Here is a 14,321-nt window from a genome sequence, read left to right as displayed (position 1 = left end):
ATGAAGGGCGAAAACATACACGTCAAACTTGGCCGGAAAGAGATTCTGCACGGTGTGGACTTTGACGCGGAACCCGGAAAGGTCACGGCGATCATTGGCCCGAACGGTTCGGGAAAATCAACTTTGCTCAAAGCCTTATCCGGCGAAATTCAATCTTCAGGCAAGGTTTCTCTGAACGGGCGCGACATTTCTGAACTTAAGCCTTGGCAACTGGCCGCAATGCGCGGTGTGCTGCCGCAATCGTCAACCGTTGCCTTCCCTTTCACTGTGCTCGAGATTGTCCGACTGGGCCTTGCGAACGGAATGGCCGCTGGAGATGATAGCCTGCCATCCCGTGCGCTGGCTCATGTCGACCTCAAGGGATTCGAACACCGTTCGTATCAGAACCTGTCGGGTGGCGAACAGCAACGCGTTCAACTTGCCCGCGTTCTGACACAGGTCTGGGACGCAACCTATCACGATCAATCCAGATGGCTGTTGTTGGACGAACCTGTTGCCAGCCTCGACATTGCGCATCAATTCACCGTGCTGGGCGTTGCCAGAGACTTTGCCACACAAGGCGGCGGCGTCGTTGTGGTAATGCACGATCTGAACCTGACAGCGCTGTTTGCAGATTATGTGTATGTAATGTCGGAAGGATCTGTTTGGGGATCGGGCACGCCAACTGCCATTCTAAATGACCAAACGATGCGGCAAGTCTATGGCATCGACCTGCCGATTAGCACCCTGCCAAAAGGTCAGGTTCCGTTCATCCTGCCGCAAGCCATGCGGCAGACCCTGACGGCATAAGAATCTTGTTTAGGCGGGCGGTATATTCGCAAACTGAAATGCCGCCTTCCTCTTGTGCTGAAACTAGACGCCGTACCGGCTCAGTATCATGTCAACGCTGCTTTCTATGGTCGCGGTCATCTCGGCTTCGTTCAAAACGTTGCCTGTGAAAACCATCGGCCAGAACGCTCTGGACTTGATCAGCCCGATGAATTCCTGCCCTGCCTGTTCGGGGTTTTCGATCCGCAACTGCCCGTCTTCGGCGGCATCCTTCAGCATTTCGATAAAGATCGCCGTTTTATCGAGCTTACCCTGAGCAGCAGCAGCCAGATCGGGGTTACGCAAAGTTTCGCTGATCACCATCCGCGCCATCGCCATCACTTCGGGAAGCATCAGAACGCGTCCCTCCGCCCAAGCCAGATCGGTCAACTGTTCCCGGATATCACGCCCTTTTTCATAGCGGACGTCCCGCACGGCTGCGAACCGGTTTGACAGCTCCAAAACGATGGATCGAAACAGATTTTCTTTGCTTTCAAAGTACTTGTATAGAGTGCGCTTTGACACCTCAGCCTGTGCCGAGATGCGGTCCATGCTGGCAGCGGCGAACCCCTTTTCCTGGAATTCAACTACGGCTGCCTCAATGATCTGAGCATGTTTGGACGCATTCGGCGTTGTGCATTCGTTCATATCCAAAGCTATAGACGTATTGACAGATAAAGGTCAAACACTACGTAAACTCTCCAGTTTACACGCATGGATTTCTCACTTAGTGTAAACCCGCCAGTTTACCGACTCAGGTAACCAGCCCAACACGGAGAGCCCCCTCATGGCACTGACATTAAAACTGAACGGCGAAACCCACACGGTCGACGCCGAACCCGGCACGCCCCTGCTATGGGTGATACGGGACGAACTTAAGCTGACCGGAACCAAATTCGGCTGCGGCGTCGCATCCTGCGGCGCGTGCACCGTGCACCTGAATGGCGAACCTGTTCGCTCATGCCAGACCTATATCGAAGACGTCGAAGATGCTGAGATCACCACAATCGAGGCTGTCGGAGACGACAAAATCGGCGCAGCCATACAGCAGGCCTGGGTGGAGTTAGATGTGGTCCAGTGCGGCTATTGCCAGTCTGGCCAGGTGATGTCGGCGGTTGGACTATTGTCCGAAAACCCCAAGCCCAGCGTCGAAGAGATTGATGACTACATGGCCGGCAACGCCTGCCGCTGCGCCACTTACCAACGTATTCGCGCCGGTATTCAGCGCGCATCTGAAATTTTGGAGGCCTGATCCATGACCATCAACACCTCCCGCCGTGGATTTCTGAAAGGTGCCGCCGCTGCCGGTGCCGTCCTGCTGGTTGGCGCACGCCCTGATGGGGCGCTGGCGACTGCTTCGTCAGAGACAGCTCAATTCAACCCGTTCGTAAAGATCGATGCCGACGGCACTGTAACAGCCATCGTAAAACACTTTGAAAAGGGCCAAGGTCCGGCAACCGGCCTGCCGACGCTGATCGCGGAGGAAATCGGCCTGACCATGGACCAGATCGAATACGAATTCGCCCCGTCCAACCCGCAGGTCTACAACAACTTGTTGTTCGGCCCCTTCCAAGGCACCGGCGGCTCGACTGCAATGGCGAACTCGTGGATGCAATACCGTCAGGCGGGCGCGGCAGCGCGCGAAATGCTGATCAATGCCGCGGCGCAAAGTTGGGACGTCGATGCATCGGGCATCACGATAGAGGAAGGCATCGTCAAAGCGGGTGATAAGTCGGCGCCAATCGCTGAGTTTGTTGCCGCTGCCGCTCAACTCGAAGCACCGGCCGAGCCGCGCCTTAAAGACCCGTCAGAATTCCGTCTGATTGGCAATGAAACGGTGCGCCGTAAGGACTCGGCAATCAAAGGCAACGGTCAGGCGATGTACGCGATGGACGTCCACCTGCCGAACCAGATGGTCGCCATGATCAAGCGACCTGAAGCGAAAGGCGGTATCGCCAACGGCTTTGACGACAGCGCGTCGAAAGAGGTCAAAGGATACATCAGTGCTGCAGTTCTTCCCAATCAGGCAGGGGTCGCGGTTTATGCCGAAAACACTTGGGCCGCCATTCAGGCACGCGACGCGCTTGAAGTCGACTGGGACATGTCAGCGGCTGAAACCCGCAACTCGGACCAGATCAAGGCCGAGATCATGGCCGCTCTGGATGCTGAGCCAACCTATAACGTGAATAAGGCAGACGCGGCAGCGGTGTCTTCGGCCATTGAAGGGGCGGACACGGTTATTGAGAAGACCTTCTACTTCCCTCTGCTGGCACATGCCCCGATGGAACCACTGAACTGCACCATAGAACAGACTGCAGACGGCACCATTGTCCTGCATGACGGTGCGCAAATGCCGACTGGCCCGCACATGGCCTATCAGCAGATCTTCCAGCTGCCGCCCGAGAAAATCCAGATCAAAACGATGCTGGCGGGCGGTTCGTTCGGACGCCGCGCAACACCAGATGCGGACTATCAGGTCGAGGCAGCGTTGGCTTTTGTCGTCACCGACCGCTCGCGCCCGGTCAAGCTGGTCTGGACGCGTGAGGATGACATCCGCAGCGGCTATTATCGCCCGGCCTTTGGTCACAAAGCGCGTGTTGGCCTCGATGCCGATGGAAACATCGTGGGATGGCAGCATCAGGTTGCGGGTCAGTCGATCATGAAAGGGACACCGTTCGAATCCTTCTCAGTCCAAGACGGAGTCGACCACAGCTCGGTTGAGGGGATCGGTGACAGCCCCTACGCTATCCCCGGTATGGCTGTCGGCCTGACTGATACCCCCAAGGCAACCTCGGTTCTTTGGTGGCGTTCCGTGGGGCACACTCACACGGCCTATGCGATGGAAGTGATGATGGATCTTGCGGCAAAGGCCGCTGGGCGTGATCCGGTGGAATTCCGGCTGGCCTATCTGACCGATACCAGCGATCCGGATCAGGTCCGCAAGGCGGGTGTCCTGAAACTGGCCGCCGAAAAGGCAGGCTGGGGCAAAGCTCCGGCAGGTCGGGCACAGGGTATCGCGGTGCATAAGTCTTTTGGGTCTTATGCGGCTGAAGTCGTCGAAATCTCGGGCGATCCGGAGAACGGGATCAAGATCGAAAAGGTCACCTGTGCGGTAGATTGCGGGATTGCCGTGAACCCTGACGTGGTACGCGCCCAGATGGAAGGCGGTATCGGTTATGGCATCGGTCACGTCATGCGAGACCAGATCACGCTGACCGATGGGGCCGTGGATCAGTTCAACTTCCCGGACTACGAGCCGCTACGGATCGGTGATATCGCCGCAATCGACGTACACATCGTGCCGTCCGCCGAAGCGCCAACCGGTGTGGGTGAGCCCGGGACTCCTCCGTCTGCTCCGGCGCTGGCCAATGCGATAAACACGATGTCTGGCATTCATGTGGCCGCACATCCGATGGCCGAGAACGGCGTCAGCTTCGTTTAAACGCATCACCCCGCGCCATTTCCACCGAATTGGCGCGGGGTTTTTCTTTGCGACTAAAAATTTGATCAAATTTCGTGACAACAGGCCGTGCCTCTATTAAACCTCGGGTAGCCAGAGTAATGGAGTCTCCGATGGATCTGAGCGCCCTGCACAATTTTCGCGTTGCTGCATGTGACCTGAATGGTCAGATGCGGGGCAAGCGAGTGCCGCCCTCTTATGCTGACAAGCTGGACAAAGGCACGCTGCGCATGCCGTTTTCGGCGCTGAATGTTGATCTTTGGGGCGCGGATATTGACGGCAGCCCGCTGGTCTTCGAATCCGGCGACGCAGACGGCGTCTTGCTTCCGACAGATCGCGGTCCGGTGCCTGTGCCTTGGCTGGCAACAGAAACCGCCCTTGTCCCCATGTGCCTGCATGACGACGAAGGCACCCCGTTTGCTGGCGACCCGAGGCATGCGCTTGCGTCTGTCCTGGGTCGCTATGCCCAGCGCGGATGGTCGGTCGTAGCGGCGACTGAACTGGAATTCACCTTGTTGGACACCTCGGGCGCACATCCGCAACCACCGATAAACCCTGTGACCCAGCGGCGGTTGCAGGATGAAGCAGTTTTGTCGATGGCCGAAATGGATGCCTTCGATGCGTTCTTTACCGATCTCTATGATGGGTGCGCCGCGATGGGAATTCCCGCACAAACCGCTATCTCAGAAAGCGGAGTCGGGCAGTTCGAAATCAACCTGAACCACCAAGACGCTATGCGCTGCGCCGATGATACATGGCTTTTCAAGACCTTGGCGCGTGGTCTTGCCCGCAAACACGGGTTCACCGCCACCTTCATGGCGAAACCCTATGCCGATGACGCTGGCAACGGGATGCATGTGCATTTCTCGGTCGTGGATCAACAGGGACGCAACGTCTTCGACAATGGCGGCCCCGAAGGCACCGATTTGCTGCGCTGGGCCGTTGCCGGATGCCTGACTGCGATGCCCGGTTGCACGCTTGTCTTTGCACCGCATGGAAACTCTTACACACGCCTAGTTCCGGGCGCGCACGCCCCAACCGGTGCAAGTTGGGCGTATGAAAACCGCACTGCTGCTGTGCGCATTCCCGGTGGCGCTCCGGCTGCGCGACGGATCGAGCATCGCGTCGCCGGTGGGGACATTAACCCTTATCTGATGCTGGCCGCTGTATTGGGGGCCGCCATGAACGGTATTCAGGATCAGACGGAACCGCCCGCCCCGATTTCAGGAAATGCCTACGAGATCGGCGGGCTGCCACACTTGGCTGCCGACTGGGCACAGGCAATCGCGGCCTTCGAAACAGACGCAAGCGTCGCGCGTATCTTTCCAGCTGACCTGATCCGCTATTTTGCCATGACCAAGCGTCAGGAAATCAAACGGTTCTCCGAGCGTCCATCCGAAACCCATTGGCTGAGTTACATCGAAGCCGTATGAGCCCCCTTGCCCGCCCGCATTCGCTGGGCTAGAATAAATTTGATCAAATTTGGTGACCCATGAAAATCGGCATCCTCCTGACCGGCCATCCTCCTGACGAACTTCAGGACCAGTTTAGCGAATACGACGCGATGTTTGCCGCGCTGCTGGACGGCAACGGATTTACTTACGAAACCTTCGCCGTTGTTGACGGTTGCTTCCCCAAAGATGCTTTTCAAGCCGATGGCTGGATCATCACGGGCTCGCGCCATGGCGCGTATGAGGATCATGCTTGGATCCCACCGCTTGAGGAGTTGATCCGCGCCATTCAACAAACCGGTCGCCCCCTGATAGGCGTTTGCTTTGGCCACCAGATCATCGCACAGGCGCTAGGGGGCAAGGTTGAAAAATTCAACGGCGGTTGGTCCGTCGGGCGCACTGATTACGATTTCGAAGGCGAAACCGTCACCTTAAATGCCTGGCATCAGGATCAGGTGGTTGAACTGCCCGAAGGGGCACGTGTGACCGGAACCAACGACTTTTGCCGCAATGCGATGGTCAGCTACGGAGACAACATCTGGACCGTTCAGGCCCACCCAGAATACGGCGATGCCTTTATTCAGGGCTTAATGGAAACGCGCGGTAAGGGTGTTGTTCCAGACACGCTGATGGAAGCCGCCGCCAACCGCATGCCCGGCCCAGATGACAACGGAACAATCGGGCGTCAAATGGCTGAATTTCTGAAGAAAGAGAGGGCCTGATGGCCGACTGGAAAGACCAGCTGCCAGAAGCAGCAAGAACTTATATCACCGGTCAAAGGCTGGATGAAGTCGAATGCATCATCTCGGACTTGCCGGGCATTGCGCGGGGCAAAGCTGTGCCAGCCAGCAAGTTCGCGCGACAAACGTATTTTCACCTGCCCGACAGTATCTTTTATCAGACCATCACCGGCGACTGGGGCGAAGCGGCAGGCGATGACGGCTTTATCGAACGGGACATGATCCTGAAGCCTGACTTCTCGACGGCCTCGGCTGCGCCCTGGACCGGCGACTGGACGCTACAGGTGATCCACGACGCTTATGACCGCGACGGTGAGCCGATCCCCTTCAGCCCGCGCAACGTGCTGAAACGCGTGGTGCAGCTGTACCACGACAAAGGTTGGGACCCGATCGTCGCGCCTGAGATGGAGTTCTTTCTGGTCGCGCCAAACGTCGACCCGGCGCATGGGATCAAACCCATGATGGGCCGTTCGGGCCGTCCAGCGGCCGCGCGGCAGGCCTATTCGATGACCGCGGTAGATGAATTCGGGCCGGTGATTGACGACATTTATGATTTCGCCGAACATCAGGGGTTCGAAATCGACGGCATCACACAAGAAGGCGGTGCAGGTCAGTTAGAGATCAATCTGCGCCACGGCGACCCCGTCAAGCTGGCTGACGAAGTATTCTACTTCAAACGCCTGATCCGCGAGGCCGCGCTGCGCCACGACTGCTTTGCTACCTTCATGGCAAAACCGATCGAGGATGAGCCTGGCTCGGCCATGCATATCCACCACTCGATCATCGATATAGAGACAGGGCAGAACATCTTCTCGGGCCCTCAAGGTGGTGAAACGGACGCGTTCTACAACTTCATTGCCGGGTTGCAGAACCACCTGCCAGCAGGTCTGGCTGTGATGGCGCCTTACGTGAATTCTTACCGTCGTTACGTGAAAGATCACGCCGCTCCGATCAATCTGGAATGGGCGCGCGACAACCGCACAACCGGTATTCGCGTTCCGCTGTCCGGCCCCGAGGCGCGCCGCGTGGAAAACCGGATTGCCGGGATGGATTGCAACCCGTATCTGGGCATCGCGCTTTCCCTAGCTTGTGGCTATTTGGGCCTGACCCGGCAAGAACGCCCTCGTCGCCAGTTCTACGGCGATGCCTATGAAGGCGAAGGTGACATCCCACAGGTTATGGGCAACGCGCTGGACCTTTTTGATGAGGCCACCGCCCTGCACGAGGTTCTGGGTCCCGAATTCGCCCGCGTTTATGGCATCGTAAAACGCGCCGAGTACGAGGAATTCCTGCAGGTCATCTCTCCGTGGGAGCGCGAGCATCTGCTGATGAACGTCTGAGGCGTGCGATGAATCTGCTTTATTCCAACGACCGCAAGGCCGAGTACCCGGCCAGCTGGTACGCTGCGACAGCTAATCCGATCGACCGGTTCCCGGCGCTGACTAGCGATGGGAAAGCCGATGTTTGCATCGTGGGCGGCGGCTATACCGGCTTGTCCGCTGCATTGCATCTGGCCGAGGCCGGGTTCGACGTTGTCCTGCTTGAAGCACATCGCGTGGGGTTTGGGGCCTCTGGCCGCAACGGCGGTCAGTTGGGCAGCGCGCAGCGGATGGATCAGGAAGACCTTGAGCGTCTGGTCGGTAACGACGATGCCGCCAAACTGTGGGATCTGGCCGAGGACGCCAAGGATCTGGTCAAATCCCTGATCGCGAAACATCAGATCGACTGTGACCTGAAACCAGGCGTGGCTGTTCTGGGGCTCAGCAGCGGTGAGCAGCAAGAGCTTCATGACCACGCTGAGCACCTGTCGGATCGCTACAGCTATGATCAGTTAGAGGTTCTGAACGAAGACGCAGGCCATGCGCTGTGCCCCTCGCCCACATATCGTGGGGGATATCTGGATATGGGTGCCGCGCATCTGCACCCTTTGAATTTTGCGCTGGGTCTGGCTCAAGCTGCGGCAAACGCAGGCGTGCGGATCTTTGAAGGCACCGAGGTTTTGGGCGTCGAAGAAACCGCCCCGGCAGTGGTGCGAACCTCACAGGGCTCGGTAACGGCTGACCACGTTATTCTGGCCTGCAACGGATACCTCGGTGATCTGAACCGCAAAGTGGCCGCAAAGGTCATGCCTATCAACAATTTCATCGCTGCGACCGAACCATTGGGCGCGGATGCCGCGCGTGTTCTGACCCGCGACGTCGCCGTAGCCGATACCAAGTTCGTCGTGAACTATTTCCGCCTCAGCGCCGATGGGCGGTTGCTGTTTGGTGGTGGCGAAAGTTATGGCTACCGTTTCCCCAGCGACATTGCCGCGACGGTGCGAAAGCCAATGACCGAAATTTTCCCGCATTTGCAAGACGTTAAAGTCGACTATGCATGGGGCGGAACATTGGCAATCACCATGCGCCGGATGCCGTATCTGGCGCGAACAGCGCCGAATGTCCTGTCCGCCTCTGGCTATTCGGGGCACGGCGTCGGCACGGCCACGCATGCCGGACAATTGATGGCGCTGGCCATTCAGGGGCAAGCCGAAGGCTTTGACACTATGGCTCGCGTCCCAGCCCTGCCTTTCCCCGGTGGCCCCGCCCTGCGCAGCCCCCTGCTGGCGCTGGCAATGACGTGGTACGCGCTGCGAGATCGTCTTGGTTTCTGACCACTAGGGTTTTCAAAGGATCGGTGAAATTTCGCCTTTTGGGCGAATGAGGGCTTGGCTTGCATTTCGTTTAGCTTTAACTTTCCCAAAGATAGAATTTGGGAAAATCAAATATGACGCTTCCTCCTAACGTTCATGACGCCGAACCCATCCCCCTAGCAGCCAAGGAAGCCATCGACGCTTTGATGCAGTCTGGCGACCTGTTTCGCTATACTGCACCGCAGGACGCGCCGGTTGCGTTGCTTGAGGCCGAATTCGCCGAACTGCTGGGCAGCAAATACGCGCTGGCGGTATCCTCTTGCTCGGCGGCTCTGTTCCTGTCGCTCAAGGCCCTCGGTCTACCGCGGGACGCGCGAGTGTTGATCCCAGGCTTTACTTTCGCCGCCGTTCCATCCTCGGTCGTGCATGCGGACTGCATTCCGGTGCTGTGCGAAGTGGGTGAAAACTATCGCATCGACATGGCGGATTTCGGGGCCAAGCTGGACGGTGTTCAGGCCGTGATCATCAGCCACATGCGCGGCCACACCTCAGACATGGACGCCATCATGGCGTTGTGCGACGCGCGCGATATTCCGGTGATCGAAGACGCGGCTCATTCGCTGGGCACAACCTGGCACGGCCGCAATATCGGAACGATCGGCAAGATCGGCTGCTTCTCGTTTCAGTCCTACAAGATGATCAACGCGGGTGAAGGCGGCATTCTGATCACCGACGATGCCGATTTGGTGGCGCAAGCCGTGATCATGTCGGGCGCATACGAACATAACTGGAAGAAGCACAAAGGACCGCAAGGCGACAACTCACCCGAGTTGGAGCATGCGTTTGCCCGCTGGCAGAACCAATTGCCGCTGTATAACTTGCGGATGAGCAACCTCAGCGCTGCCGTGATCCGACCACAAATTCCGGAGCTTGCGCGTCGCGTGCGTGATGGCCTGTACAACCACGACTATGTTGCAGACCGGCTGAATACATCACCCCATATCAACGTCCCTGCCCCACTGGCACCAGAACGCCGGGCACCGGATTCCATTCAGTTCAACCTTGTAGGCATGGACGACAACGAAATTCGCGCCTTCGCTTCTGCGGCCGAGGCCCGAGGCGTCAAGGTTCAGGTCTTTGGCCTGAGTCAGGACAATGCGCGCGCGTTCTGGAACTGGCAATTCCTGCCGGAAAAATTCGAGCTGCCGAAAACCCGCGCAATGCTCATGAAAGCCTGCGACGTCCGGCTGCCGGTCCGGCTAACACAAGACGAGCTGGACGTGATCGCGGATATCTTACTGGCGTCTGTGGGCGAGGTAACAGGCCCCGTTCCGATCTACGGAACCTGAACGACTAAGGCCCAAGCCCGAACAGATCGACCGGCAGAAACAGCGCTGTGACCCCATTAGGGGTCGCAGCCACGCGGGACAAGGTTCCCACAACTTGCAAACCGGTTTCCGTCTCGGCCAACAGAGGCGCGCCGGAATCACCCATCATGACAGGACAAGCCGCCAATAGAACACCGCTTGAATGGCGGCGCGGCTGACAGGTCTTTGTTCTGCTCAGCACATGGGGGCGGATACCGGGATAGCCCGCAACAAATGCACCAGCTGCGCCATCATCCGCCAGGGGTAAAAAGCCAGCCTGTCGCCCTATTGGCTCGCTGAGTTCCAGAATGGCCCAATCCAATCCAGCGCTGTCAACAAACCGGCCCTCAACGCCCTGTTCGGGATGGACCTGATATCCTTTTACGTCTGAAACTGCAGCGGCTTCTCCGCGCTGATAGCCAGCGGCAAAGCGGATGCTTGCGGGCGGAATCCATCGCTGACGCGGCGTATTGAAAAGACAATGCGCGGCGGTCAGGACAAGGCTGTCTGAAACAAGAACGCCGGTGCAATGAGACTTTTGACTCCGACTGGCGAAATTGACACGCCCAATTGCGCGCCAAGGGGGCTGATCGGCAGCAAGTATCTCGCGTGCACGGATAGTTTCACAGCCGACATCCGACTGTGTCCCCAGCGTACATATCTGAGACCACTTGTCTGAGAAAACGCCCTGCGACAGCGCGGGATGCATCCAAAGTAGCGTGATACTCAGGATCAACCAGCGCATCATCTATCGCGTCAGTTCAGCTTGGAAAGCTTTTGCTGTAAATCGGCCAACTGCTTTTTTATGTCGTCCAGATCTTCATTGGACTCGGACTTGGCATCGTCGTCTTTGTCAGGACCGGACCAGCCGCTGGAAAGACCACCTGTCATAGCTTTAAGGAACGCCTGCTGCTGCGCTTGCAACGCATCGAATCCCGGCATCTGAGACATCGGGTTCATCGCGTTCATGTTTTCCATCATCTTGTTCTGATTTTCGCGCAACATTTCGAACGAACTCTGCAGGAATTGCGGCATCACACCGCCACCCGGCAACATGTAGCTGCGCACCAGATCGTTCAGCACATTGACCGGCAGCACGTTTTCGCCGCGGCTTTCGTGTTCGGCAATAATTTGCAGCAGATATTGCCGCGTCAGATCATCACCTGACTTTAGGTCAATGATCTGCACTTCGCGCCCGTCCCGAATAAATGACGCGATATCTTCAAGCGTGACGTAGTCGCTGGTCTCGGTGTTATACAGCCGGCGGCTGGCATAACGTTTGATCAACAGTGGTTTTTCTTGTTCCGACACCGTTTACCCTCCCCAAGGATGATGCATTGCAGCAGAGATTATGCGAGCGCAGCACAAAAAGAAAGGGCAGGTCTTTCGACCTGCCCAGCGCGATAGCACCGATTGGGAGGAGTGGGTGCGCCTCGCGGCGTTTGCTTACTTGGCAGCAGCAGCTTTCTTGGCAGCTGCAGTCACGTCGTTGGTGGCTTTTTTGACAGCCGCGGTTGCGTCTTCGGCTGCGTCTTTGCCAGCCGCCATCAGCAGCTCAACGGTTTCGGACTGAACTTTTTTCGCGATCTCAGCGAAGGCCGCCATGTTTTCAGCTGCAACTTCAGCCGATGCGCTGGCGAAGTCGGTTGCCGCCTTGGCGTAGTCAGCAGGCTCTGCCTTGGCTTTCGACATCTCGGTCAGCTTGGCCAGGGTGTCCTTGGTCCATTTGTTCGAGATCTCAGCCGACTTTTCAGCCGCTTCCAGTGCAACACCCGACAGCTTTTCGTTCAGCGTCGCGGTCGACTTGAAAGCACCTTCCAGAGCGGCGGTGTCAACAGGGAACGCGCCCATAACGTCTTTCAGGGTCGCGGTGAAATCTTGCGTCTTTGCCATTGTCTTAAATCCTTTTGCCGAACCGGGCCCACCCCGGCTTTCATCAGCTTGAGGACAATATGGTTGCCGCAACGCAGCATTGCAAGATTTTTCTTGCTGCACTGCAGAATAATTCTGCGGGATGCATTGAAATCATATACTTGCCTTGACCCGCACATAGGTCCCCGGTGCAGGGGCCAGGGCAGGATGCGCCGAATCGCCGGTCGCTCGCGCGGGCACCTGTTTACCCGACCGCTTCTTCAGCCAGGCTTCCCACCGGGGCCACCAGGACCCTTCGTGATACGTGGCCTCTTTCAACCAGGTTTCGGGATCCGCCTTCAGATCGGTGTTGGTGTAGTGGCCGTATTTCTTCTTGCTGGGCGGGTTCACGATGCCCGCAATATGCCCCGATTCCGAGACGATAAACGTCTTCGATCGCGACCCCATCTGTTGCACCCCGCGATAGCACGCCTTCCACGCCGCGATGTGATCCGTCTCGCAGGTGATCGCCATTAGGGGAACGTCTACGTCGTGCACATGCAGCTTATGCCCCAGCAGCTCGAACCCGTCGGTGACGAAGTCATTACGCTGGCACAGGCCGCGCAGATACTGCACCGCCATGCGGCCCGGCAGATTGGCCCCGTCCCCATTCCAGAACAGCAGATCAAACGCGGGCGGCGTTTCGCCCATCATGTAACTGCGGATCGCAGGCCCATAGATCAGATCCTTGGAGCGCAGAAATGACATCGTGCGCCCGATGATCCACGCTTTTAGAACGCCGTCCTCCGAAATCTGATCCTCGATCCCATCCACAAAGTCGTTCTGCAGGAAGGGCGTGAACTCTCCCTGGTCGCCAAAGTCGGTCAGGGCAGTGAAGAACGTGGCCGATTTAATCGACTTGTCGCCGCGCTGCTTGAGCAGCGACAGCGTCAAGCTGAGCGTGGTGCCCGCGATGCAATAGCCGACCGCGTTGACCTGCTTGACCTTGCAGATCGCCTTAACCTCTTCGATCGCGGTCAGGAATCCCTCCTGGATATAATCCTCCATGCCAATATCGGCGTGGGATTCATTGGCGTTCACCCAGCTGACCACAAACAGGGTATAGCCCTGCTCGGTCACCCATTTGATCAGGCTGTTCTGCGCCTTGAGGTCCAGAATGTAGAACTTGTTGATCCAGGGCGGGAACAGCACCAGAGGTGTTTCGTGCACCGTCTCGGTCGCCGGTTTGTACTGGATCAGCTCCATCAGCCGGTTGCGATAGATCACATCGCCGGGCGTTGTCGCGATATTGCCGCCAACCTCAAAGGCGCTGTCATCGGCCAGCTTCACCACCATCTCACCGTCATTAGCCTCAAGATCGGCCACGAGGTTTTCCAGCCCCTGGATCAGTGATTGGCCTTCCGTCTCGACCGCCTTTTCCAGCGCATCGGGATTGGTCGCCAGAAAGTTCGTCGGCGACATCATGTCGATGATCTGTTGCGAGAAGAATGCCAGCCGCTGCTTGTCCTTCACATTCAGGTCGTCAACCGAAGCCACGGCTTGCGAGATCGCCTGCGCGTTGGTCTCGTATTGCTGGCGAATAAATTTGAAATACGGATTGGTGTCCCACAGAGGGTTGGAAAACCGCTTGTCCCGGGGCGCGGAAGCCGCGTCGTCCGCCTCACCACCTACCAACGCCTGCTGCGCCTCGGCGAAGTTCAGAACAGACTGACCCCAGAACTCAATCTGCTGCTCCAACAGCTTGGCGGGGTTCTGCATAGCCTCAGCCCAATAAGCCGATGCTGCCTTTGCATAAAGCTCTTGATTCGGACCGTCCAAAGCCGGGTTATGACCCTTCTTTCCTGACATCGCCTCAATAAGGCGTTTGGAAAGCTCCTCGACCCGATCCATATTTTCCTTAAGTCTCTCAAGGCGTTCCGGGGTGAGTTCCGGTGTCTGGTGTTCAGTTGTTGTCATTTTAACAATTCCCCCCTAACCTCGCTGCTATGCAGA

Annotated in this window: 13 protein-coding genes; 8 read left to right on the top strand and 5 right to left on the bottom strand. The window is 57.6% G+C overall.

Annotation, left to right across the window (positions count from 1 at the left end):
- Positions 1–789, top strand: coding sequence for a heme ABC transporter ATP-binding protein (locus ACR0AK_RS04755; protein ID WP_480792541.1), 789 nt, complete (start codon positions 1–3; stop codon positions 787–789).
- Positions 790–852: 63 nt separating this feature from the next.
- On the opposite strand, the gene ACR0AK_RS04750 is transcribed toward ACR0AK_RS04755, so the two are convergent.
- Positions 853–1,455 carry a TetR/AcrR family transcriptional regulator gene (locus tag ACR0AK_RS04750; RefSeq protein ID WP_170560806.1) on the bottom strand — a complete coding sequence of 201 codons (603 nt, stop codon included), beginning with the start codon at positions 1,453–1,455 and terminating at the stop codon, positions 853–855.
- Between the two features lie 139 nt (positions 1,456–1,594).
- On the opposite strand from ACR0AK_RS04750, the gene ACR0AK_RS04745 reads away from it, so the two are divergent.
- From ACR0AK_RS04745 to ACR0AK_RS04715, 7 genes are all read left to right on the top strand, one after another.
- A complete protein-coding gene (locus ACR0AK_RS04745; RefSeq protein ID WP_170560807.1) occupies positions 1,595–2,059 on the top strand; it encodes a (2Fe-2S)-binding protein in 465 nt (154 codons plus the stop codon).
- Positions 2,060–2,062: 3 nt separating this feature from the next.
- Positions 2,063–4,249, top strand: a complete 2,187-nt coding sequence (locus ACR0AK_RS04740; protein WP_480792540.1) for a xanthine dehydrogenase family protein molybdopterin-binding subunit — start codon at positions 2,063–2,065, stop codon at positions 4,247–4,249.
- 131 nt (positions 4,250–4,380) lie between these two features.
- Positions 4,381–5,700, top strand: a complete 1,320-nt coding sequence (locus ACR0AK_RS04735; protein ID WP_480792539.1) for a glutamine synthetase family protein — start codon at positions 4,381–4,383, stop codon at positions 5,698–5,700.
- 59 nt (positions 5,701–5,759) lie between these two features.
- Positions 5,760–6,440 (top strand): type 1 glutamine amidotransferase, encoded by a 681-nt coding sequence (locus tag ACR0AK_RS04730; protein ID WP_480792538.1) that lies wholly within the window; start codon positions 5,760–5,762, stop codon positions 6,438–6,440.
- Positions 6,440–7,798: a glutamine synthetase family protein gene (locus tag ACR0AK_RS04725; protein WP_480792537.1), complete on the top strand. Its 1,359-nt coding sequence runs from the start codon at positions 6,440–6,442 to the stop codon at positions 7,796–7,798. The genes ACR0AK_RS04730 and ACR0AK_RS04725 overlap by 1 nt, the downstream gene beginning before the upstream one ends.
- An 8-nt stretch (positions 7,799–7,806) precedes the next feature.
- A complete protein-coding gene (locus ACR0AK_RS04720; protein ID WP_480792536.1) occupies positions 7,807–9,111 on the top strand; it encodes an NAD(P)/FAD-dependent oxidoreductase in 1,305 nt (434 codons plus the stop codon).
- Positions 9,112–9,224: 113 nt separating this feature from the next.
- Positions 9,225–10,439 (top strand): DegT/DnrJ/EryC1/StrS family aminotransferase, encoded by a 1,215-nt coding sequence (locus ACR0AK_RS04715; protein ID WP_480792535.1) that lies wholly within the window; start codon positions 9,225–9,227, stop codon positions 10,437–10,439.
- 4 nt (positions 10,440–10,443) lie between these two features.
- Here the strand turns inward: ACR0AK_RS04715 and ACR0AK_RS04710 are convergent, their stop codons facing one another.
- The 4 genes from ACR0AK_RS04710 to ACR0AK_RS04695 form a co-directional block, all read right to left on the bottom strand.
- Entirely contained in the window at positions 10,444–11,202 is a 759-nt protein-coding gene (locus tag ACR0AK_RS04710) for a trypsin-like serine peptidase (protein ID WP_480792534.1), read from the bottom strand.
- Between the two features lie 11 nt (positions 11,203–11,213).
- Positions 11,214–11,768 (bottom strand): polyhydroxyalkanoate synthesis repressor PhaR, encoded by a 555-nt coding sequence (gene phaR / locus ACR0AK_RS04705; RefSeq protein WP_480792533.1) that lies wholly within the window; start codon positions 11,766–11,768, stop codon positions 11,214–11,216.
- A gap of 135 nt (positions 11,769–11,903) precedes the next feature.
- On the bottom strand, positions 11,904–12,350 hold the full coding sequence (locus tag ACR0AK_RS04700; protein ID WP_170560792.1) for a phasin family protein: 447 nt from the start codon (positions 12,348–12,350) through the stop codon (positions 11,904–11,906).
- Between the two features lie 132 nt (positions 12,351–12,482).
- Positions 12,483–14,285, bottom strand: a complete 1,803-nt coding sequence (locus tag ACR0AK_RS04695; protein WP_480792532.1) for a PHA/PHB synthase family protein — start codon at positions 14,283–14,285, stop codon at positions 12,483–12,485.
- Positions 14,286–14,321 lie beyond the last annotated feature (36 nt).

Source organism: Ruegeria sp. BI12, assembly GCF_056537985.1.
The sequence above is the reverse complement of the archived record's forward strand: the minus strand, read 5'-3'. Positions and strand labels throughout refer to the sequence as shown.